Annotated in this window: 20 protein-coding genes; 17 read left to right on the top strand and 3 right to left on the bottom strand. The window is 59.5% G+C overall.

The annotated features are described in order from the left end of the window. Positions 1-642 precede the first annotated feature (642 nt). From PNO31109_RS11135 to PNO31109_RS22145, 11 genes are all read left to right on the top strand, one after another. Positions 643-2,100, top strand: a complete 1,458-nt coding sequence (locus PNO31109_RS11135) for a mannose-1-phosphate guanylyltransferase/mannose-6-phosphate isomerase (RefSeq protein WP_150555586.1) — start codon at positions 643-645, stop codon at positions 2,098-2,100. 15 nt (positions 2,101-2,115) lie between these two features. Then, complete coding sequence (gene gmd / locus PNO31109_RS11130; RefSeq protein WP_150555585.1) at positions 2,116-3,207, top strand: GDP-mannose 4,6-dehydratase; 1,092 nt, start codon at positions 2,116-2,118, stop codon at positions 3,205-3,207. An 18-nt stretch (positions 3,208-3,225) separates the two neighbouring features. Next, positions 3,226-4,308: a DegT/DnrJ/EryC1/StrS family aminotransferase gene (locus tag PNO31109_RS11125; RefSeq protein ID WP_150555584.1), complete on the top strand. Its 1,083-nt coding sequence runs from the start codon at positions 3,226-3,228 to the stop codon at positions 4,306-4,308. Between the two features lie 128 nt (positions 4,309-4,436). Beyond that, positions 4,437-5,366: an ATP-grasp domain-containing protein gene (locus PNO31109_RS11120; protein ID WP_150555583.1), complete on the top strand. Its 930-nt coding sequence runs from the start codon at positions 4,437-4,439 to the stop codon at positions 5,364-5,366. Next, a complete protein-coding gene (locus tag PNO31109_RS11115; RefSeq protein ID WP_206111020.1) occupies positions 5,341-5,670 on the top strand; it encodes a hypothetical protein in 330 nt (109 codons plus the stop codon). Before PNO31109_RS11120 ends, PNO31109_RS11115 begins: the two co-directional genes overlap by 26 nt. Continuing rightward, complete coding sequence (locus tag PNO31109_RS11110) at positions 5,663-7,054, top strand: glycosyltransferase (RefSeq protein ID WP_150555582.1); 1,392 nt, start codon at positions 5,663-5,665, stop codon at positions 7,052-7,054. The genes PNO31109_RS11115 and PNO31109_RS11110 overlap by 8 nt, the downstream gene beginning before the upstream one ends. Next, on the top strand, positions 7,044-7,817 hold the full coding sequence (locus tag PNO31109_RS11105) for an ABC transporter permease (protein ID WP_150555581.1): 774 nt from the start codon (positions 7,044-7,046) through the stop codon (positions 7,815-7,817). The genes PNO31109_RS11110 and PNO31109_RS11105 overlap by 11 nt, the downstream gene beginning before the upstream one ends. Before the next feature lie 7 nt (positions 7,818-7,824). Continuing rightward, the gene (locus PNO31109_RS11100) at positions 7,825-8,562 is read left to right on the top strand and encodes an ABC transporter ATP-binding protein (protein ID WP_150555580.1); all 738 of its coding nucleotides are present in this window, start codon (positions 7,825-7,827) and stop codon (positions 8,560-8,562) included. A 61-nt stretch (positions 8,563-8,623) separates the two neighbouring features. Beyond that, the gene (locus tag PNO31109_RS11095; RefSeq protein WP_150555579.1) at positions 8,624-9,730 is read left to right on the top strand and encodes a glycosyltransferase family 4 protein; all 1,107 of its coding nucleotides are present in this window, start codon (positions 8,624-8,626) and stop codon (positions 9,728-9,730) included. A 233-nt stretch (positions 9,731-9,963) separates the two neighbouring features. Next, the gene (locus tag PNO31109_RS21925; RefSeq protein ID WP_060784888.1) at positions 9,964-10,431 is read left to right on the top strand and encodes a helix-turn-helix domain-containing protein; all 468 of its coding nucleotides are present in this window, start codon (positions 9,964-9,966) and stop codon (positions 10,429-10,431) included. Beyond that, the gene (locus PNO31109_RS22145; RefSeq protein ID WP_235430215.1) at positions 10,412-10,978 is read left to right on the top strand and encodes a helix-turn-helix transcriptional regulator; all 567 of its coding nucleotides are present in this window, start codon (positions 10,412-10,414) and stop codon (positions 10,976-10,978) included. The genes PNO31109_RS21925 and PNO31109_RS22145 overlap by 20 nt, the downstream gene beginning before the upstream one ends. Here the strand turns inward: PNO31109_RS22145 and PNO31109_RS11080 are convergent. Beyond that, on the bottom strand, positions 10,960-12,075 hold the full coding sequence (locus tag PNO31109_RS11080) for a Fic family protein (protein ID WP_061953545.1): 1,116 nt from the start codon (positions 12,073-12,075) through the stop codon (positions 10,960-10,962). The genes PNO31109_RS22145 and PNO31109_RS11080 overlap by 19 nt on opposite strands. A 153-nt stretch (positions 12,076-12,228) precedes the next feature. Here PNO31109_RS11080 and PNO31109_RS11075 point away from each other — a divergent pair, with 153 nt between their 5' ends. The 6 genes from PNO31109_RS11075 (at position 12,229) to PNO31109_RS11050 (ending at position 18,249) form a co-directional block, all read left to right on the top strand. Next, positions 12,229-12,840 (top strand): type IV toxin-antitoxin system AbiEi family antitoxin domain-containing protein, encoded by a 612-nt coding sequence (locus PNO31109_RS11075; RefSeq protein WP_053822725.1) that lies wholly within the window; start codon positions 12,229-12,231, stop codon positions 12,838-12,840. Positions 12,841-12,941: 101 nt separating this feature from the next. Next, entirely contained in the window at positions 12,942-13,409 is a 468-nt protein-coding gene (locus PNO31109_RS11070; protein WP_053823232.1) for a hypothetical protein, read from the top strand. A gap of 138 nt (positions 13,410-13,547) precedes the next feature. After that, positions 13,548-15,107, top strand: a complete 1,560-nt coding sequence (locus tag PNO31109_RS11065; protein ID WP_053822726.1) for a recombinase family protein — start codon at positions 13,548-13,550, stop codon at positions 15,105-15,107. Continuing rightward, positions 15,104-16,003 carry a plasmid partitioning protein RepB C-terminal domain-containing protein gene (locus PNO31109_RS11060; RefSeq protein ID WP_061953543.1) on the top strand — a complete coding sequence of 300 codons (900 nt, stop codon included), beginning with the start codon at positions 15,104-15,106 and terminating at the stop codon, positions 16,001-16,003. Before PNO31109_RS11065 ends, PNO31109_RS11060 begins: the two co-directional genes overlap by 4 nt. Then, positions 16,000-16,884 (top strand): plasmid partitioning protein RepB C-terminal domain-containing protein, encoded by an 885-nt coding sequence (locus tag PNO31109_RS11055; protein ID WP_053822728.1) that lies wholly within the window; start codon positions 16,000-16,002, stop codon positions 16,882-16,884. Before PNO31109_RS11060 ends, PNO31109_RS11055 begins: the two co-directional genes overlap by 4 nt. After that, a complete protein-coding gene (locus PNO31109_RS11050; protein WP_053822729.1) occupies positions 16,885-18,249 on the top strand; it encodes a hypothetical protein in 1,365 nt (454 codons plus the stop codon). Between the two features lie 166 nt (positions 18,250-18,415). Here the strand turns inward: PNO31109_RS11050 and PNO31109_RS11045 are convergent, their stop codons facing one another. Then, the gene (locus tag PNO31109_RS11045; protein WP_063392212.1) at positions 18,416-19,522 is read right to left on the bottom strand and encodes a DNA methyltransferase; all 1,107 of its coding nucleotides are present in this window, start codon (positions 19,520-19,522) and stop codon (positions 18,416-18,418) included. Continuing rightward, entirely contained in the window at positions 19,519-21,627 is a 2,109-nt protein-coding gene (locus PNO31109_RS22400) for an ATP-binding protein (protein WP_053822731.1), read from the bottom strand. The genes PNO31109_RS11045 and PNO31109_RS22400 overlap by 4 nt, the downstream gene beginning before the upstream one ends. Between the last annotated feature and the right edge of the window lie 7 nt (positions 21,628-21,634).

The following is a 21,634-nucleotide window of genomic DNA, read 5'->3' as shown; positions in this document are numbered from 1 at the left end:
ACACAAGCAGTCCATGTCGGCGCAACTAATACGCTCACCCCTTCGGAGGGCGCTGTTCATGCAAACACTATCGGAATCTCAGGAAGAATTGACATGCGCAGCATCAGTCCATTTCTCTATAGAGCGCGGGAAACCCAAACGACGGGCAGCTCAGCGTTGTGGCGATACCACAGGCAATCAAGGTTTTTCGGTCAAATTCGATGTTCCGTAAAAGATGCAACCAAATGTAGAAACGCTGATTGCCGGCTACGGACGGGTGTATCGTAAGTCTGCCCGCGGCTCAGGGCACGGTCCTCTGGAGATCGTACGCAGTGCAACCCATCCCGATTGCGCCGCCGCGACGCGCTACCGCAAAAGCGCCGCAGTAGCCAATCTCCAACAGCGGGATCGGCTCCGACCCTCGCGGTAGATGCTATACTTCTGCGCCTGTCAAGATGACTGCCCATCGCGTCGTTGGCGTCTAGGGTTGGGGACTCTGAATTCGCCGTTCACAATACGTGCGTAACTCGGGGTTCAGTTGGAATTTTTTTGCAATTATTTCGAATGGCATATCGATTTGTTAAATTGGATTAACTTCATCCAGTTCAATAGATCGATGGTTTTTAAGAAGCCCAAAAAGGGCGAGCGATGGGAAATGAGAATATGACGAAAAATCCAACGCCGACGACAAACGGGCAGCCTGGCAGGTTGATTCCCGTCATTCTTTGTGGCGGCGCGGGTTCACGCTTGTGGCCAGTTTCGCGCGAGCTCCACCCGAAACCGTTTATCCGACTCGCGGATGGCCAGAGTTTGATTCAAAAGGCTTTTCTGCGTGGCGCATCTCTACCTGGCGTTAGCGACATTCTCGTCGTCACCAACGGAAACCTGCTCTTCAAGATGGAAGACGAGTTTCGTGAGTTGGATATCGATGGCGTGTGCACCTCGTTCATTCTTGAGCCGTGTGGGCGTAACACTGCTCCTGCCATTGCTGCTGCTGCCCTTCAGGTTGCTCAGCGCTATGGGGAGGACGCTCAGATTTTGGTGCTTGCGGCAGACCACATCATTCAAAATCAGGCGGCGTTTACTGCTGCCGTCGCTGAAGCGTCCAATCTGGCCGCCCAGGGAAAACTGGTGACGTTCGGAATTGCCCCGACGTCGCCCGAAACAGGTTATGGCTATATCGAGGCGAATCAGCGTTCAGTCGTGCGATTCGTCGAGAAGCCGTCCGAAGAAAAGGCCCGCCATTATGTAGAATCGGGACGTTTTCTCTGGAACTCCGGTATGTTCTGCTTCACAGCCGGCGCAATGCTCGCACAAATGCGCGAGCATTGCGCGGATATTCTCGACGCCACGGCCCTGTGTATCAGCGAGCAGAGCAACAGCATGACGACAGCTGGCTCGCTACGAGTCGCCCTTGATGGTGACAAGTTCCCGGCAGTGCGCGACGAATCTCTCGATTACGCAATTATGGAGAAGTCCAGTGCCGTGGCGGTCATTCCCTGCGACATCGGATGGAGTGATATCGGATCATGGACAGCGCTTGGCGAACTGTCGCCTGCCGACGCCAACGGCAATCGCCTCCAAGGCGAAGTCCTCGCCCACGACACACGGAATTGCACGATTCATAGTGATGGCCGCTTGGTGAGCACCGTCGGCGTGGAGAATCTCGTGATTGTCGACACACCTGACGCCGTGCTGGTGGCCGACAAATCCCGCTCCCAGGACGTAAAGCATATCTACGCCGAGTTGAAGCGTTCCGGCCACGAAGCCCACAAACTTCATCGAACGGTACATCGCCCCTGGGGCACGTATACCGTTTTGGAAGAAGGCAACGGCTTCAAGATCAAACGTATTGAAGTGAAGCCTGGCGCCAGTCTCAGCTTGCAGATGCATTACCATCGCAGCGAACACTGGATCGTGGTCTCCGGCATGGCTCAGGTCGTCAATGGAGATCGTGAATTTCTCGTAAATACAAACGAGTCAACATACATTCCCGCAGGTCACAAGCATCGACTGGCCAACCCAGGTCGCCTCCCGCTTGTGATTATCGAAGTACAAAGCGGGGGGTATCTGGGCGAAGACGATATCAAGCGATTCGACGATGTGTACGGTCGTCAATAAGAGTTGAGGAATATTTTGACTAAGAAGCGAGCACTAATTACTGGCATTACCGGGCAGGATGGCGCATATCTCGCGGAGTTCTTGTTGACAAAAGGCTACGAGGTGCACGGCGTCCGTCGCCGAGCGTCGCTGTTCAATACCGATCGTATCGATCATCTCTATCATGATCCGCACGATAAAGGTTATGACCTGACGCTCCACTACGGCGACCTGACGGATTCGTCGAGCCTGATCCGGATTGTCAACGAAGTCCGGCCGGACGAAATTTATAATCTGGCCGCACAAAGCCACGTGGCTGTCTCGTTCCAGGAACCGGAATACACCGCGAATTCCGACGCATTGGGTGCACTTCGCATTCTAGAGGCGATTCGAATTGCGGGGCTTGAGGAAAAGACCAAATTCTACCAAGCGTCAACGTCGGAGCTGTATGGTCTGGTGCAAGAAATTCCACAGAAGGAAACCACGCCATTTTATCCGCGCTCACCGTACGCGGTCGCAAAAATGTACGCCTACTGGATCACGGTTAACTACCGCGAAGCGTACGGAATCTACGCTTGTAATGGGATTCTCTTCAACCATGAGTCTCCCATTCGCGGCGAAACGTTTGTAACGCGCAAAATCACTCGTGCCCTTGCTCGTATCAAACTCGGTCTGCAGGACTGCTTGTACCTCGGCAACATGAACGCGCTGCGTGATTGGGGCCACGCTCGTGACTATGTCGAAATGCAGTGGCTGATGCTGCAGCAAAGCGAACCCGAGGATTTCGTTATCGCCACCGGTGAGCAACATTCGGTTCGCGAGTTCGTCGAAGTCGCCGCCCGCGAAATCGGTATCGCAATTCGCTGGGAAGGCAAAGATATTGACGAGAAGGGTTACGACGTAGCGACTGGCAAATGCATCGTGGCCGTCGATCCGCGGTATTTCCGTCCGTCGGAAGTCGAAACGCTTCTCGGTGATCCGACCAAAGCGCGTGAAAAACTGGGCTGGGTTCCCGCGACGTCGTTCCAGGAACTGGTATCGGAGATGATGAGGGAAGACATGAAGGGTGCGCAGCGCGACGAACTGGTCAAGCAGCATGGCTTCAAGTACTTTAACTACAACGAGTAAGCGGTATATCCGTCTGTCATGATCCCTGTCTACAAACCCTATTTGACGGGCCGCGAAAAGGCATACGTCAACGAGTGCCTGGATTCGACGTGGATTTCATCCAAAGGCGAATTCATTAGCCGCTTTGAGCAAGGTTTCGCCAAGTTCATCGGTGCCGGCCACGTCACCACTGTGTCTAATGGTACGGTTGCCATTCACTTGGCGTTGGAAGCGCTCGGCGTCGGTCCCGGTGACGAAGTCATCGTCCCCACGCTGACTTATGTGGCTTCGATCAATACTATCTTGCAAACGGGTGCCACACCAGTTTATGTGGACTCTCTGGCATCGACATGGCAAATCGATCCGGACGATGTTCGGCGGAAAATCACACCGCGCACCAAAGCAGTGATGGTAGTCCATCTATACGGCCTGCCCTGCGACATGGACGCCATCTCGACCATTTGCCGCGAGAATAAACTGCTATTGGTTGAGGATGCCGCCGAAGCATTCGGCACGTTATATAAGGGGCAACACGTCGGCACGTTCGGAGACGTGGCTACCTTCAGTTTTTTCGGAAACAAGACAATCACGACGGGCGAAGGTGGCATGGTTGTCTTCCGCGAAAAAGCCGTCGCGGAACGCGCATACCACCTCAAAAACCAAGGCGTTTCTCCCACGCGAGAATACTGGCATGACACTCTTGCGTACAACTATCGCATGACGAACATCGCGGCGGCCATTGGTCTCGCTCAACTCGAACAGGCGGAAGAAATCATCGCAAAGAAGCGCGAGATAGCTTCGTGGTATCGCGAGGGTCTCTCGAATCTCCCGCTCAAAACGCATGACGAACAGCCTGGCACAAGGCATTCGTTCTGGATGTGCTCGGTCTCCGTCGATGACCCGGCTCAACGTCAACCGGTGCGCGACCACCTAAAAGCGAAGGGCATCGAAACACGGCCGGTATTCTATCCGGCTCATACGCTTCCCCATTGCTCATCGGAAGGTCACTTCCCGGGTGCCGAACAGGTCTCTGCGACGGGCCTGAACCTCCCGAGCTGGCCCGGTTTGACACGCGACAATGTTCATTTTGTGTGTGAGAGTCTATCTGCCTTTTGGCGCTAGCTGCACACATTTCAGTAGTAAGACTCCAACGCGGTAAATACCTGCCGACATGGAGTTCGGGCCGGGGCCGCAGACCATTCTGCCCCGGCCTGCCACTCCCCAAACGACACTAGTAAGCGAGGCCCCAAGTGCCCAACATCGCCCTCCTTGGCGGCGCCCGACGCGTTACGCTGGCAGAGCAAATCGATAGTCTGTTGCAGCCGCAAGGCGGTGCGCGGTTCTATTCGCTTGAACGCTCGGAAGATTTTTACCCGATCTCCGCTGTCGCCGAAGTCGTCGCAGCCCCCAAGTTCAAGGATGCCGACTTCGACATCTATCTGAGTGAGTTTTTGAAAATGCGCCGGGCCAGCGTACTGGGCTGCATGGACGCAGCAATTCCGTCCATCGCCCGCCTCGCGGGCAAGGATTTTGGCGGTGGCCGCATTGTCGGCCCCTCGCTGCAAGGCGCGGAGATATCTCTGAACAAAGCGCTTACGTCGGAGTTTTGCGAACAGGTGAGCATTCGCCATCCTCGGCGCTATTTCAGCAATCTGAAAGAAAAGATCACCGTTATCGCGAAACCCATTGAGGGATTTGGCGGCAAAGGCATCCACATCCTCGGTCCAGATCAACATCATCTGCTTTCCGGGCTCGAGTCCACGCACATTATTCAGGAACTCATCAGAGGCGCAGAAACCACGCACGATTTGTACATCGACGAAAAAGGTAATGTTCACGCGAGTTCGCGAGATCGACTCGCAGTGATCGACGGGGAAGTCGATCACTGCGTTGTTCGACAACCTCGCGAAAGCGAGATGGCCGTATTCGATAAAATTGCCCGTTCGGGGCTGTTCTGGGGTCCATTGACGGTTCAGACGTTCCAGAGCGATTCGGGCGAAACTGTACTCATTGAAATCAACGCTCGGCTCGGTGGTGGCGTAACAGCTTCGATCGCCGCCGGTTTTCCTGTCATCGAGTTATTTGTCGAAGAGTCGTTCGGTATTTCGCTCCCCCGCCGGGAGTTCCGCCCCTTAGAAATGAAGAGAGCACGACGTGACTTTTACCGATTCATTGCTTAACGTTCGCGGCAAAACGCTGTGTATCGACATCGACGGCACCATTTGCACGGAAGAGAAGACCTTCGAGCGACCGCTCGCGACGCCCCTGGAAGGCGCGGTAGAGGCGCTGCGCATGCTAAAGGAGCATGACAACACGATCATCCTCTGGACGGCGCGTGGGTGGGAACAATACCGTGTGACCAAGCATTGGCTCGACCAGCACGGCTTCGTCTACGATCAGCTGATCATGGGAAAACCGATCGTCAATTTCTTTATCGATGATCGCGGCCGTCAGTTCAAGTCATGGAGCGAGCTAATTGTCTGATCCGCAGGAACATGTCGTTTGGCTGCCGTTGCGCCCTGGCTCTTCGTGGCGCGGAGAAGGTATCGCGCAAACTGTAGAGAACATTTTGACCCACGCGCCGGCCGACAGCCGATTTTGTGTGGTCGTATCTAAAGATCACGCACCGGATCTGCGGAAGGTGCTCGAAAAGCACCCGAACGTACGCGTTCATCCCATCGGTTTCGGCAAACGTAAGAGGAGCGTCGAGATTACGCTGTCTTCGCAAGACTCACCGAGTCTGATCGAGATCGCAGCAACCAAATTTCGGTTGCCCCGTTTCCATAGTTTCTCCGTGCGGTGGGAACTCGCCAAGTACTCGCTCTCGCTTTACTGGCACTATTTTCTTCAACGCAGAGGATGGTTCCTGCCAGGCCGCACGGTCTATTGGTTCCCGACCCCGATCATTCCGGGAACCGAACGCATCAAGGCGAAAAAAGTCTGCTCGTTCTGGGATCCTTTCGTTTTCGAATACCGCGAATTTGCCGGTATTGCGCCGATTCTGCTGCGCAAGTTTCGTTCTCATTTCGAGGACGCCACGTGGATCTCCACCCAGTCGGAAGCCAACCAAGACTATCTTACGCGCGTTCTGAAAATGAACCCCGCCAAGATCACAGTGCTGCATAACGGAAGTCCAAGCTATGCTCAATTCCTTCCCAAGCTGCAAGCCATCGGAAAAAGGAATGCCGCAGGGCTTCTAGATGCGTGGAGTCCCGAAAAATATTCGGGCGAGTCGCGCAGCGCGGCACGCCTACAGCTCGCCAAGGATTTGGTTAACAAATCGGTCCTTTGGCGTTTGTTGCAGAAAGTCCAGCGACCGCGAGACAAGATTTTGATGGTATCGACGCAGTTGCGACCGTACAAAGGCTTCGGCGCGTTGCTCGAGCTGATGAACTACCTGGTTTCTAACGAAGCCGAGTACCAATATCACTTTGTTTTCACCGCCGAAGTACCGGTAGAAGCCAAAGAGCAATACCCGATTTTGTATGAGCGCATTCACGAGATCATTCGTGTACCGGCGTTTCAGCACGCCGCACTGTATTACATAGCAGATCTCGTACTGCACCCCAGCTTCGTGGAGGGTGGCTTGGGTGTGTACCCACAATTCGAGGCCGCCAGTGTCGGCACGCCCACGTTAGTCAACATTGGTCGGCATGTACTCGAGCAGACCTCCGATCAGACTCCGCCACCGCATACCAGCGCGGTATTTACCGATGTCCGGGCGACCGCGAAAAAGATTGAAGCACTGATGGCTTCCGAGGCACTCCGCGAAGCTAATCTGCGCGAAACGCGCGATTTGGTTGTGGAGTGGAGCGAGTCGTCACAGCAGTACGCTAACATGTTCGACAGGCTGGCAAATGTTGAATGACTTTCTGTATACGCTGAGAAATTGGCGTCTGGTTCACTTGATGGGTATTACTACGTTGCGTACGCGGTACGCCCGTTCCAAGTTTGGCCAGACGTGGTTGAGCATTACCACGCTGGTGCAAATTCTGTGCACGGGCCTCGTGTGGTCGCTTATCTGGCGAATGCAAATTTCGGAATATTTGCCATACGTCGGCGTGGGTCATATCGTCTATCTGTTCATTTCCCAAACGATCAATGATAGCTCTGGTGCGTTCATCGCAGACGCACGGCTTTACTTAAACGATAAGCAGCCGTTCATGCTGTCCATCGGTGCACATATCTATAGAAACGTGCTCACGTTGCTGCATAACGCTCCCACGATTATCGTGCTGCTTTTGTGGTCGAGTGATGTTCATCCGAACCTGAACTGGGAGTTTCTCGCAGGGCTGCTCTTAGCGTTCGTTTTTATTTTCTTTGCGACCTATTTCGTCGCAGCAATGTGCACTCGGTTCAGGGACCTGATCCAGCTCGTTGGTCTTTTGTTCCAGCTGATCTTTCTGGTCACGCCCATTATGTGGAAGGTCACATTTCTGCCGGAGCAATATCGGAAGTACGTGTATATAAACCCGTTTGCATCGTTGCTTGAATTGATTCGAAATCCGCTCATCGGTATAGCGGTCAATGAGTGGGCACTCTTGTCCCTCTGCGCATGGACCGCACTGACTATCCTGCTTTCGCTGATCGTATATTCGCGGATGAATCGCGAAATTATTTACTGGGTCTGAGTTTGAGATGATTGAACTGAAATCGGTACATCTGCGATACCCGTTGATGGGCCACTACTCTCACTCTCTCCAGTCACTGCTCTCCCAAAAAGTGGGCGGCGTGCTCGGCGGCAGCAGGAAAACTGAACTGGTGAACTATGTACATGCGCTTCGCGATATTTCGCTGCGCATCGACGATGGTTGTCGACTGGGGATTGTGGGCCATAACGGGGCAGGCAAGACCACTTTGCTCCGCGTTTTGTCTGGCGTTTATCCTCCCACCAGTGGTGAAGTGACGTTACGTGGCAAAATCAGCGCGCTGACGGATTTCACACTCGGGATGGAGCCAAACGCGACCGGACTGAAAAATATCGTTTTCCGTCTAGTTTTCATGGGTTTTTCATTCCGTGAAGCCAATAAGGCCGTTGACGAAATCGTCGAATTTTCCGAGCTCGGAGATTTCATCAACCTTCCTGTACGAACGTACTCGACAGGGATGTTCCTCCGCCTAGCGTTCGCAATCTCTACTCATTTCACACCGGACATCTTGATTTTGGACGAGGTCATTGGTGCTGGCGATGAATCGTTCCGAGCAAAAGCAAAAGCTCGACTGGACAAATTAATTACCAGCTCGCGTATCGTCGTGCTCTCCTCTCACGATCTGGGCGCTGTCAAATCGTATTGTGACCGTGCGATATTGATGGAACAGGGACAGATCGTGGCAGACGGCACCCCGGACGAGATAGTTGCGCGATATACGTCCTAGTATTGTTCGATGGGCGTGGCTACCAAAGCCGTAACTGCATAATCAAGAGCCACTGTTCCCGATGAATATTCTTCAGTTTTACAAAACCGCCTATCCAGACACCTTCGGTGGTGTTGAGCAGGTCATTCATCAGATTGCGATAGGGTGCACCCGGGTCGGCACTCGCAACAACGTGCTTACGATTGCCCCTCCGGGGGCACCGGTGGGCTCTGATACAGTAGCCGGATACACGCTGTATCGTGCCCGCCGCAATTTTGAGATTGCGTCGAATACCGTTTCTGTTTCCGCGATAGGTGATTTACACGAATTGGCTAAGTCGGCCGACATTGTGCATTACCATTTCCCGTGGCCGTTCATGGACGTCGCTCATGCACTGGCGCGACACCGCAAGCCTACCGTCGTAACATATCACTCGGATATCGTCCGCCAAAAAGCACTGCTTCAACTATATCGTCCGCTGCAGCACTGGTTTTTGGGCAGTGTCGACAAGATTGTCGCCACGTCGCCAAATTACGCTCTTACGAGCCCGGGACTGCAGCGGTTCAAAGACAAAGTAGCGATCATTCCTTTCGGCCTGGACGAATCGACATATCAACCACCGGACGACGCCACGCTCGCACGCTGGTTGGCGTGTCTTGGCCCTCGCTTCTTCCTGTTTGTCGGCGTCCTGAGATACTACAAGGGTGTGGAGTATCTGATCGAGGCCGCGCGAGGAACCGATTGCCAAATTGTCATTGTCGGCGATGGCCCACTGCGCCCATCGCTCGAGGCGTCCGCGCGCGGTCTCGCGAACATCAAGTTCTTGGGGGCTCTATCGGAAAGCGATAAGAACGCCTTGCTACGTCTGTGCTCCGGGTTCGTCTTTCCCTCGCACATCAGGTCCGAAGCATTCGGCATCTCGCTACTCGAAGCTGCGATGCATGGTAAGCCGATGATCTCAGCGGAGATCGGCACCGGAACGACGTTTATCAACGTCGCAGAACAAACAGGTATCGTCGTGCCGCCAGCGAACGTCAATGCGTTGCGAGCTGCACTTGTGAGGCTTTGGCAAGCTCCCGCGGAACGCGAGAGAATGGGGCACGCCGCGCGCGAACGCTTTCTTGACCTTTTTACTAGCAATCGGATGATCGGCAGCTATCTCGACCTGTACCGAAGTTTGTTGACATAAGCGGCACTGCCGAACGTTACAGCGCTCGACTACCGGCAGAAGCAACAATAACGCCCCGAGACGCGATATACGTCCGGGGCACAGAATTTCTGGTGGCGTAGTTTAACAAGAAACGAAACCCGCTTCTCCGCTGTGCCTCGCCACGGGTCGGAAACCCCGCCATATGTGCGCGATTCCGAGGAAGGATTCCGCGCCCCCGCGCATGCCCACGACCGGAAGTTCAGAGAGGCCGATTGGCACTCGCAGCCGTCGCCAATGCCGGGCGCTTCTGGGCCTGCAACTTGGCTTTCGTCGCGTTCGCCGCCGTAATGCCCAGCACGAACGACGAAAGGAGCGCCATGTTGACCGAACCCGCCTTCACCGAAACCGAACTTGCCTTGCGCTGGAACATCAGCATCAAGACCTTGCAACGCTGGCGCAGCGAAGAGCGCGGCCCACCGTACTTCAAGCTCTCCAAGGCCGTCCGCTACGCGGTGGCTGAAATCGTGGCCTATGAGCAGGCAAACCGCCAGGGGATGCCCAACGACGCTGCCTTGCCGCCATTGACGGCGGCGACGCCCGTCGTCGAACCTCAGGTGCCAGCCGCGCCCGAGCCGAAGCGGTACTACCTCAACGAGGCCTTCGCGCTCATCGCGCAGTACGGCAGCCTTGCGGCGGCCGAGGCCGCCCTGACGGAGGCGCATGATGAAACCCAAGGCTGACTCCACTACCCGCCGCGCCGACACCGGCCCGGATGAACCGCCAATCAAGTATCCGGTTCTCAACGAAACGCAGCTGTGCTCGAGGTGGAACCTCTCGCCCAAGACGCTCCAACGCTGGCGTTCGGAGGGCATCGGCCCGCCCGCATGGCACATCGGCAGGTCTGTCCGCTACCTCCTGATGGAGGTCGAGGCCTTCGAGCGCAAGGCGCAGGTGACGTGGAGATCCAGCGCCGGACGCGCCTTGTCCGAATCCTCGCCCACCGCGCGCGAAGACGCCATCGAGCAGATGATGCAGCAGCGACCCGGTCGGCGCGATCAGATTTTCTACTCCGCCAAGGAGGTGGCCGACATCACTGGATTGCCCGCTCACTGGCTTCACCAGAATCAGGAACGCCAGCGGCTCGGCATTCCTTTCTACAGGATGGCGAACGGTGACGTCATCCGTTTCAGCATCGAAGAAGTCTTCCGCTGGGAGGTGCATCACCTGCGTCCGTGCCGCAGCGGTGCGGGCATGCCCGTCGATGCACTTCAGTCCGCGAGCTCGTAGCCGGTGCTGCGCCCGCCGCCGGGCGATTTTTTCAGCACGCCCAATTCCAGCAACTGCGTGATGTCGCGCAACGCGGTGTCGGGCGAGCACTTGGCGATGGCGGCCCACTTGCTGCTCGTGAGCTTGCCCTCGAAGCCGTCGAGCAGGCGGTTGAGCAGTTTCACCTGCCGCTCGTTCAACGACATGCCCGCCCAGCGTTGCCAGAAGCGTGCTTTGACCAGCACGGCATCCAGCGTGGACTGTGCGCTGGTGACGGCGCGCCCGAGTGTGTCGAGGAACCACGACAGCCAGCCGGTGGCGTCGAGCGTGCCCTTCTGCGTGCGCTCCAGCACGTCGTAGTAGTCCTTGCGCTCGCGCTGGATTTGCGCCGACAGGCTGTAGAAGCGTTGCGGGCTACCATCGGCGCGCGCGAGGAACAGGTCGCCCACGGCGCGGGCGATGCGGCCGTTGCCGTCGTCGAAGGGGTGCAGCGTGACGAACCACAGATGCGCCAGCCCGGCCTTGATGAGCATGGGCTCGCCGGTTTCCTCATTGGCCCATGCGAGGAAGCGCGCCGTCTCCACGGGCAGCACGTCGGCGGGCGGTGCCTGGAAGTGAACCTTGCGTCGCCCCACCGGGCCGGAAACCACCTGCATCGGCCCGGCGGCATCGTCGCGCCACTGGCCCACGGTGAGCCTATTCATGCCCGAGTACCCGGTCGGGAACAGGGCGGCGTGCCAGCCGAACAGGCGCTCGGCGGTCAGTGGTTCGGCGCTGCGCGAGGTGGCGTCGAGCACCATCTCCACGACGCCTTCGACGTGCCGATCCACCGGAGCCACTGCGCCGATGTCCACGCCCAAGCGCCGGGCGATGGACGAGCGCACGGATTCCACGTTCAGCACTTCACCTTCGATTTCGCTGGTTTTGACCACGTCCTCGGTCAAGGCGGCGAGGCTGGCCTGATCGCGCAGCGCCATGCCCACGTCGGCCAGACGGCCCAGCAGCACGCCTTGGGCGCGGCTGACCTCGGTCAACGGGCCAGTGAGCGCCGACAGGTCGTAGCGCCATTTCGGCCAGTCGTTGGCCTGCCAGATGTAGAGTTTTTCTCCGCTATCCATGCGGAGATTAAACACCTTATTCGCCGCAAGGGCAAGTCATTCTCCGCATGATGTGCGGCGAATGTGGCAGCTAATCACCGCATCCAGCAGCACGATGTTCCTATGTTTCTCCAAAATGCTACATTGAGAGAATATATGGAACATGCTCCAGCCATGCCCGCCGACACCCACAGCCAGCGCGTGCTCGATCTGGCCAGCCAGAAAGGTTTGCTGCGCGCCAGCGATCTGGACGCCATCGACGCGCCACGGGTCGTCCTGACGCGCCTGATCGCCGCCGGCCTGCTGGACCGGGTCGGGCGCGGCCTCTACCGCCTACCCGGCCATCCGGTCTCGGAACACGAAAGCCTCGTGGTGGTGGCGGCCAGAGCGCCGCAGGCCGTGTTCTGCCTGCTGTCCGCGCTGCAATTCCACGGACTGACCACCCAACTGCCACCCCAGGTCTGGATCGCCATGCCGCGCGGCTGCCACGCGCCGCGCATCGATTGGCCGCCGATCAGGATGGTGCAGATGACGGGTGATGCCCACGCAGCAGGCATCGAGGAACACCGGGGCGACGGCGTGACGCTGCGGGTCTACAGCGCGGCCAAGACGGTCGTGGACTGCTTCAAGCACCGCAACAAGATCGGTCTGGATGTGGCGATGGAGGCGCTGAAAGATGCCTGGAGGGCGCGCAAGGCCTCGGCGGAGGATCTGTGGCGGTACGCCAAGGTGTGCCGGGTCGCCAACGTGATGCGGCCCTACATGGAAGTGGTCGCCCATGAGTAATCGCGCGGCCTCGCTCCCATGAGCGCCTGATCGCCCCCGTGATCATCCGGCGACGGTGATCGGTCGCGGCTTCCGTGCGGATTTGCATGGAGACCCCGACGATGACCCGACACTGCACCTGCTGCGGCGAGCCCTTCGAACCCCGCCCGCAAGTTCCCGACCAAGCCTTCTGTTCCGCGCCCGACTGCCAGCGCGCCCGCAAGCGCCAGTGGCAGCGAGCCAAGCTCCAATCCGATCCGGACTACCGGATCAACCAGCGCGCCGCCCAGCAGGCGTGGTCGCAGCGCAATCAGGACTACTGGCGAAACTACCGCGACGCCCGGCCCGAGTACGCACAGCGCAACCGCGAGCAGCCGCGGTCGCGGGACCAGGGCCGAAACGGCGATCTTGCAAAGATGGACGCGTGCGACCTGCCGAGCGGCCTGTACCGCATCACGCTGCATCCGGCATTGCCGAGGGAAAACGGCGACTCGTGGGTCGTCGAGATCACGCCGGTCTGCGTGACGTGTCCGTGCAAGATGGACGTGTCAAGAGAGGACGTGATCGACGCCTCGTCGATTCGCCCGTAACTTTGCTTCCAAAACGGGTTCTCTCGAACATCCTGCATGGCAACGATTCCAACCGTGTGCGTTGCCGCCGTGCGGCGGCGGCGTGTCCATTGAAGGGGCGGCAGACCCGAGATCGCCAATCACGGAGTGACCGGGTCTATGCAATCGAACGAATCGCCTATAAGTCCGCCGGGGCCGGTGTTCCGCGCCGCGCAGTACGTGCGCATGTCCACCGAGCACCAGCAATACTCGACGGAGAACCAGGCCGACAAAATTCGCGAGTACGCCGCCCGGCGCAACATCGAGATCGTCCGCACCTACGCCGACGAGGGCAAGAGCGGTCTGCGCATCGACGGTCGGCAGGCGCTCCAGCAACTGATCGGCGACGTCCAGGCAGGCAAGGCCGACTTCCAGATCATCCTCGTCTACGACGTGAGCCGCTGGGGCCGGTTCCAGGACGCCGACGAAAGCGCCTACTACGAATACATCTGCCGCCGCGCCGGAATTCAGGTCGCCTACTGCGCCGAGCAGTTCGAGAACGACGGCTCGCCGGTGTCCACCATCGTCAAAGGCGTCAAACGTGCAATGGCGGGCGAATACAGCCGCGAGCTGTCGGCGAAGGTGTTCGCCGGACAGTGCCGCCTGATCGAACTCGGATTCCGCCAAGGCGGGCCAGCGGGCTACGGTCTGCGACGCGTGCTGATCGACCAGTCCGGTGCGGTGAAGGGGCAGCTTTCGCGTGGTGAGCACAAGAGCCTGCAAACCGACCGCGTGATCCTGCAGCCCGGCCCGGACGAGGAAGTGGCGGTCGTGAACCAGATCTACCGCTGGTTCGTCGAGGACGGCCTGTTCGAATCCGAGATCGCCGACCGGCTCAACACCCGCGGCATTCGGACCGACCTCGGGCGCGACTGGACGCGGGCCACGGTGCGCGAGGTGTTGTCCAACGAGAAATACATCGGCAACAACGTCTACAACAGGCGCTCCTTCAAGCTCAAGAAGGTGCGCGTGGTGAACCGCCCGGAGATGTGGATCAAGAAGGAAGGCGCGTTCGAGGGCATCGTGCCGCCCGAGCTGTTCTACACGGCGCAAGGCATCCTGCGCGAACGCGCCCACCGCTTCAGCAACGAGGAGCTGATCGAGAAGCTGCGGCGGCTCTTCCAGCAGCACGGCTACCTGTCCGGCCTGATCATCGACGAGTCCGAGGGGATGCCGTCGGCGGCGGCCTACGCGCACCGCTTCGGCAGCCTGATCCGCGCCTACCAGACGGTGGGCTTCACGCCGGATCGGGACTACCAGTATCTGGAGGTCAACCAGTTCCTGCGCCGCCTCCACCCGGAGATCGTCGGCCAAACCGAGCGGATGATCGCCGATGTCGGCGGCGCGGTCGCGCGCGATCCGGCGACCGACCTGCTCACGGTCAACCGCGAGTTCACCGTCTCGCTGGTGCTCTCGCGCTGCCAGTTGCTGGACAACGACCGCCGCCGCTGGAAGGTGCGCTTCGATACCAGCCTGACGCCCGACATCACGGTCGCCGTGCGTCTGGATGACAGCAATCAGGCTGCGTTGGACTACTACTTGCTGCCGCGTTTGGACTTCGGCCAGCCGCGCATTCACCTGGCCGATCACAACGGCCTCGAATTCGAGAGCTACCGCTTCGACAGCCTGGACTACCTCTACGGCATGGCCGAGCGCAGCCGTCTGAGGAGAGTCGCATGAGCAAAATGCACCACGCCACCGAGCTGCAGATGATCCCGGTCGATCAGATCGCGGTGCTCAACCCACGCGACCGCAACGGCCGCGTGTTCGAGGAGATCGTCGGCAACATCAAGAACGTCGGTCTGAAGAAGCCGGTCACGGTCACGCCGCGCGACGATCTCGAAGACGGCAAACGCTACCTGCTGATCTGCGGTGAGGGACGGCTCAAGGCTTTCAAGTCGCTCGGCGAGAGAGAGATTCCGGCACTGGTGGTGCGGGTCAATGACGAAGACGCCTTCATCATGAGCCTGACCGAGAACATCGCCCGCAGGAAATACAGTGCGCTGGAACTGCTGATGAGCATCGAGCAGTTGAGCCAACAGGGCTACGACAAGCGCGTCATCGCCCAGAAGACCGGCCTGAGTCTCGACTACATCAAAGGCATCCTGCTCCTCTTCGAAAAGAGCGAGGAACGCCTGCTGGCCGCCGTCGAGGCCGGAAGGGTTCCGCTCAGCGTCGCCATCACCATCGCGGGCGCAAGCGACGAAGAAGCGGTGCAGGCCGCGTTGCAGGACGCCTACGAAAGCGGCCAACTGCGCGGCGGGCAACTGATGCAGGCGCGTCGCGTGCTTCAGCGGCGCAGCAGCTTGGGCAAAACGCTGGCCCACCGGCCCACGCGCAAGGGAGCGTCCGTCACCACCTCCAGCCTGGTGCGCAACTACCAGCACGAGGTCGAGCGGCAGAAGCTGATGGTCAAGAAGGCCGAATTCACCCAGCAGCGCCTGCTGTTCGTGATCGAGGCGCTGCGCCAGTTGCTGGCCGACGAGCATTTCTCCAACCTGCTGCGCGCCGAAGGACTGGACACCTTGCCCAAGCAACTGGCCGAGCGCGTCTGGGCTGGAGGTCACGCGGCATGAGCCGCCCGCCGCTGGGGTTCATCCCAGAACCGATCACGCTTGCGCTGGATCGGATTCTGCCGTCGCGCAAGACGCCGGAGGGCTTGAATACGTCGCGAAAGTTCAAGCAGATCATGGCCTCGATGGAAGCAGTCGGACTGATCGAACCCTTGAGCGTGGGCAAGGCCGATAAGGCCACCGGCCAGCACATCCTGCTCGACGGGCACATGCGCCTGCTGGCGCTGCGGCAGCTCGGCTACGTCGACGCACCGTGCCTGGTCGCTACCGACGACGAAAGCTACACCTACAACAACCGGATCAACCGCATCTCGTCCATTCAGGAGCACCACATGCTTCGGCGAGCAGTCGAGCGTGGCGTTTCGCCCGAGCGGCTGGCCAAGGCGCTGAACGTGGACATCAGCCAGATCCACAAGAAGGTGAGCCTGCTCGAAGGCATCTGCCCGGAGGCGGTCGAGATGCTGAAGGATCAGCACTTCTCTGCCAACCTCGGTTCGGTGCTGCGCAAACTCAAACCCACCCGGCAGGTCGAGTGCGTGGAGCTGATGCTCACTGCCAACAACATGACGGTCGCCTACGCCGAAGCCCTGCTTGCGGCCACGCCGCCGCACCTGCTGGTCAGCGAGAAGCGGCCTCGGAAGCTGCCCGGCGTCACGGCGGAACAGATGGTGAAGATGGAGCGCGAGATGGGAAACATCCAAGGGCAACTGAAGCTGGTCGAAAAGTCCTACGGTCAGGACGTGCTACTCCTGGTCCTGGCACGCGGCTACCTCGGCAAGCTGATCGACAACAAGGCGGTGTTCCGTTTTCTGTCGCAGCGCCAGCCTGACGTGCTGGCCGAGTTCGAGAACATCATCCAGACCGTGGCGCTGGACGGAAAGTGAATGCGACGGATCGGCGATGCTATTCACCGACCGCACGCCACATCACCGCCGGACGATGCCGATGACGGCGGAGAGGCGGCGATGGTCGCGCATCGCAATGCGCCCGTGGCCGATCCGGCGTGCCTGTATGGCCTGATCGGCGACGTGGCCCATGCCGGCAGCGAAGGCACGGAAACCAATGCAGTCGCCATCGCCGCCAACTTCATGGCCTATCTGTCCTGCGCGGTCGGGCGCGGCGTGTACCTGCCTGTCGGCAACACCCGCCACCACGCGCGGCTGTTCTGCTTGCATGTCGGGCGCTCGGGCCGTGGCCGCAAGGGCGACGCGGTGTCGCTGGTGCTGCGCATCGATCAGGCGCTGCGCGCGATGGACGAAGGCTTCGCGCCGCAGATTCATCGCGGCGGCCTGTCCAGCCGCGAGGGGTTGGTGGCGCTGATGCACGATGGTTATCGGCAAGGCCGACTAGAGGTGCCCGCCATCGAGGACAAGCGGCTGTGGGTGGTCGAATCCGAATTCGCCAACGTGCTGCATCAGGGACGGCGCGACGGCAACACGCTGTCGGCGGCGCTGCGCGATTGTTGGGATGGCGTCGATCTGAAGCCCGCCACCAAGTCGAACCGGCTTTACGCCAGCCAACCACACGTCTGCCTGAGCGGCGCGATCTCGCCCAGCGAACTGACGGGCCTGATGAGCGCCCGCGATCTCACCAACGGCTTCGCCAATCGCTTCCTGTTGATCTGGGCCGAGCGCACGCGGATGCTGCCCTTCCCGAAGGAGACGCCGCAGGCGGTGGTGGAGCATCTGGCGTGCAGGACGCTCGAGGTGTTGGCCTTCGTTCATGCCAATCGGCACGACCGTCGCGACCACCTGCGGATGGAGCTATCGCCGCAGGCGCAATGGCGCTATGCCCAGCTCTACCGGGGCGAACTGAACGACGATCTCGGCGACGGCGTCGTCGGCGCGTTGTTGGAGCGCCGTGCCCCGATGCTGCTACGGCTGGCGATGCTGATGGCGCTGACCGATCTGCAAACCCGCATCGATGCCAAGCACATCGACGCGGCGACGGCATGGATTCGCCACGCCACGGCGTCCGTGCGCTTCGTGTTCGTCAGCGCCGCCGAGGAGGCGAAGCTGGCGCAGGTGCTGGAAATGTCGAACCGCGTGCTGGCTTTCCTCCACGAGCGTGGCCAGGCCACGCGCAGCCAGATCAGCGCGGAGTGCTTCCGGGGCAAGGTGACCAAGGCGCGGATCGACGCCAGCCTGGAGCACCTGTTGGCCAGCACGCCGCCCAGGATCAGCGTGCAGTGGGTCGAGCGGCCTGCCGACACGCCGGGTACGCCAACGCGGGTGTACCGACTCGCGTAGTGGCGCGAAGCTCATTTCGCTCGCTTCGCCTCACCAAAACGCCCGCAAGTCCTTGTCGGGACTCTCATTTCGTTGATTTCGCTCATTTCGCGGCCCACTTTCGCTCTTCGACCCGGGCGGGCAGAAAAGTGAAAGCTGGGAAGCTCAAGGCAACCCGGGCCACAGGCTACTGTCTGGTCGCCCAAACGTCGTACTCGACCATCGGTTTGGACTTGGTGCGAAGGAAGGCATCTGCCTGGCGCTTGCCTTCGGTGGCGGAGCCTGCCTCCCTGATCGTGGTGATGCGCCAGCCGCTGTCACCGAGAGAGCTCTTGATGAGGTCCAGCGGGTCGGCGCGCCTGTCCGTGATGCCGCCGAATCGAATGACCATTCTTGCATCTTCGGCGCACACCTCTTCCGCGTTCCGCCACACCCGGCGCAGATCAGCTGCGAAGTCCTCGGGACTGGAATGTACGACCTGATCGCGATTGCTGTAGTCAACAGCGTCGGGACCGCCGACGAACCAGTTGCGCAGCCACTGGTCGGGAATGTAGGTCCGCATCCCGTAGTACGGCGGCGAGGTGATCACCCAGTCGAACCGAGTGCCCGCAGTGTTCGGGTGGAGCGCTCCCGCCTCGCGGCTGTCTGCCAATCGCACGGCGCCCGTGATGTCGGAAGACGTTCCGAAGTAGCGCTTCGCCCGGCGTTCGATCACGGCCAACACGTCGATAGGCTCGGGCACAAGTCCCCGCCCTTGCCAGAAGCGTGTCGCATAGGCAGGCTTGGGAGCGTAGGTGCGGGGGCATTGGTTGGAGAAGTAGCTCGGGAAGGTCTTCTGCTTCGGGCCATGCAGGGCACCCAGCACAATGCCGCGCAGCGCGATGCGCGCGTCCGTGGCGCAGTCCTCCAGAAATGCCTCCCGGAACCGACACAGCGAATCCAGCACGGTGGAGTGAAATGCCCATTGCCAAAACTCACCGGTCGGGATGCGGTGCGCCTCACGTTCGGTCAGAATCTTGCGCGCTTCGGCAAGGATGTCTTCGACGGTGGCTGTCGCGAGCTTGGAAGCCGTAATGGCTGCGGCAACCGGACTGGAATCCACCCCAAGGGAACGGAGGCCGACCAGACGCGCCGCGAAATTGGTGGTGCCCCGGCCACAGAATGGATCAAGCACGACATCACCCGGGCGCGCTTTCCGCTGCAGTATGTTCAGCGGAAAATCGAGCGGGAACATCGTGAAGTACGGACAAATTCCATTCAGGGCGGTATCGCCACGCTGAAAGTTAACGGTCATTTTCTGACTCTTATCCACGTCTTTCCTGTGCCTGGGTTCTTGAAGGTCTCCCACGCTGTGGGTTGTGGTCCAAACACTGCGTTCATGGCCTTCGAGACCAAGTTGTACGCAAACTGACGGCGGTCCTCCAAGTGCTCCGGCAAGTGGTCGATCAGGAACTGTTGAACCCCATACCATGGCATGCCATTTTGGGATTCGAGTTTCTGGCGAAGGTCGTCGTTTCCCTGCAGAGCTTCGATAGCGCGCCGCTCAATGGCTGCCATGACATCCACGGAGTCGGCTTCTTCATGCTCCGTCTCCGCTGGAAACAAGCCGCCGGTGCCCTCGGCTTCCGGGACACGGGCCGCCATCTGCCTCATCCCGGAGAAAGTGCTGCGCAGGGTTTGCGCATAGGTATTGCCCGCAGGCTGGTTGTAGTCATGATCGCGCATCGAGAACATCTTCTCGAAGGACAAGGCGCGAAGGCTGACCGGGTAAGGCTTGCCTCCCACTGAGCTCCAAAACACACCCTGGCCCGGGATGGGCTCATTGAGCAGCGAGCTCAGCAAGTCGTCGCTGAAATGGGCATTGGCCCGTTTCAGTGAGGTGAGATCCGCTGCCGACAGCAGATGGAAGATGAACCAGTTGTCGCCCTGGCTGAGAATCTCGACAGGGATGCTGCCCGGCTGCTGGGTAATCAACAGCGCGCCGAGGTCGTATTTGCGGCCCTCCTTTACCCAAGCGACGTAGGGCTCGGCAGCCGGGGCGTTCTCGTTCAGCACCGACTGCGCTTCTTCGACGACGGCAATCGTCGGAATCGTCTTCGGGTCGGCTGCGGTGAATTCCTGTTGGTTGCGGTCGAAGATCCGGCGAAGAATCAACCCCGATAGCACCAATGACTGACCGCCACGCATCTGGGACACGTCGATGACGCACAGCTTCCCCTCGGACAACGCGTGAACCAGCATGTCCATGAGCTGGCTGCTCTTGTCATGCAGCATCTTCACGATCGCTGTCATGTTGCCTCGGGCCGCCAAGGCCTCGGCCTCTTGCCGCTGGGGGTCAAGGTCGAGCAGCCCACAAATGTCGTCCAGCGGCGTGGTATTCCCGTTGGTGTCGATCAGGTTGACCAGCGACTCCCACCGGTCTTGCGGAAGACCGCGTAGCTTGCGAACGTTCTGCTGCTCCTGGCGCTCGGGTCCGAGCGCGATCGAGATCACATCGCCTGGGCGCAAGCGCCGGATGTCCAGTTTGATGCCGCCCGCCACGAACGACTGGTAGAAGGGACTTGGATTCCTCCTGTCCGTAAAGACGACGACCTTGTCCTCCAGCGCCGGGACATCGCAGAGACCTGGGCGGCCTTTGTCATCGGGCCAGAAATACTCGCCATCCGGATCGAAGATCACCGTGCCTACGGGAACTTGCTTGCCGGCACGCTTGGTGACGAAGGGTGTCGTCTCGTAGAGCTTCGAGAAAAGCAGCTTGTTGAGATTGGACTTGCCGAAGCCCGCGCGGGCAAAGATGAAGCTGCGGCGAGACACAAGCGACTCGATGGGGAAGCGGACCAGCACCTCCGGGTCTACGACCTGCATCCATTCCTGCGATTGGAAGGACTTGCTGCCCGCGGCGTAGATGTACTCGCCGAAGGCGAGATGGCCGATGGGAGCTCCGTCGATGTTGTGGCCGGCGATCTCGCGCAGCACCTCATCGCTCGGGAAGGCCACCTTGCTGCCTACATGGGGAAGCCGGCGATGCGAGGGGACGAACGTCAGCCCCTTGCCATTCTTTCGCAGCACGCCCAGCACGCGAATGTTGACCCGGTACTTGAGGTATTGCTCGCGCAGATCCTCGGGGATCGGCCGCTCCTCGCGGACTGCGCGGATATTGAATTCCTCGCCGGAGCCGAAAGACAGTTTGCCCTCCGAGGAGAAGGAGGCGATGCGTCCCAGCACGGCCTCATCGGGCGTCTCCAATTGGACAAGGAGGAACTGCCCGTGCATCGGGATGTTCTGGAACTCGTTCCGGTACGGCAATACCAGGTCGGCGTGGAACTCCATGCCGCCTTGCTGGAAGCCCCGGAAGATGCCGACGACCTGCTCCCTGGGAAAGAGTTGAATTTCTGCCATGTTGTGC

It is taken from the genome of Pandoraea nosoerga, assembly GCF_902459585.1.
GTDB lineage: Bacteria > Pseudomonadota > Gammaproteobacteria > Burkholderiales > Burkholderiaceae > Pandoraea > Pandoraea nosoerga.
The sequence above is the reverse complement of the archived record's forward strand: the minus strand, read 5'-3'. Positions and strand labels throughout refer to the sequence as shown.

Bases quoted from the DNA above. Each gene is read 5' to 3' on its own strand.
- PNO31109_RS11135 (WP_150555586.1), top strand. From the start codon at position 643: ATGACGAAAAATCCAACGCCGACGACAAACGGGCAGCCTGGCAGGTTG.
- PNO31109_RS11125 (WP_150555584.1), top strand. From the start codon at position 3,226: ATGATCCCTGTCTACAAACCCTATTTGACGGGCCGCGAAAAGGCATAC.
- PNO31109_RS11105 (WP_150555581.1), top strand. From the start codon at position 7,044: ATGTTGAATGACTTTCTGTATACGCTGAGAAATTGGCGTCTGGTTCAC.
- PNO31109_RS11100 (WP_150555580.1), top strand. From the start codon at position 7,825: ATGATTGAACTGAAATCGGTACATCTGCGATACCCGTTGATGGGCCAC.
- PNO31109_RS11095 (WP_150555579.1), top strand. From the start codon at position 8,624: ATGAATATTCTTCAGTTTTACAAAACCGCCTATCCAGACACCTTCGGT.
- PNO31109_RS22145 (WP_235430215.1), top strand. From the start codon at position 10,412: ATGATGAAACCCAAGGCTGACTCCACTACCCGCCGCGCCGACACCGGC.
- PNO31109_RS11080 (WP_061953545.1), bottom strand. From the start codon at position 12,075: ATGGATAGCGGAGAAAAACTCTACATCTGGCAGGCCAACGACTGGCCG.
- PNO31109_RS11075 (WP_053822725.1), top strand. From the start codon at position 12,229: ATGCCCGCCGACACCCACAGCCAGCGCGTGCTCGATCTGGCCAGCCAG.
- PNO31109_RS11070 (WP_053823232.1), top strand. From the start codon at position 12,942: ATGACCCGACACTGCACCTGCTGCGGCGAGCCCTTCGAACCCCGCCCG.
- PNO31109_RS11065 (WP_053822726.1), top strand. From the start codon at position 13,548: ATGCAATCGAACGAATCGCCTATAAGTCCGCCGGGGCCGGTGTTCCGC.
- PNO31109_RS11060 (WP_061953543.1), top strand. From the start codon at position 15,104: ATGAGCAAAATGCACCACGCCACCGAGCTGCAGATGATCCCGGTCGAT.
- PNO31109_RS11055 (WP_053822728.1), top strand. From the start codon at position 16,000: ATGAGCCGCCCGCCGCTGGGGTTCATCCCAGAACCGATCACGCTTGCG.
- PNO31109_RS11050 (WP_053822729.1), top strand. From the start codon at position 16,885: ATGCGACGGATCGGCGATGCTATTCACCGACCGCACGCCACATCACCG.
- PNO31109_RS11045 (WP_063392212.1), bottom strand. From the start codon at position 19,522: ATGACCGTTAACTTTCAGCGTGGCGATACCGCCCTGAATGGAATTTGT.
- PNO31109_RS22400 (WP_053822731.1), bottom strand. From the start codon at position 21,627: ATGGCAGAAATTCAACTCTTTCCCAGGGAGCAGGTCGTCGGCATCTTC.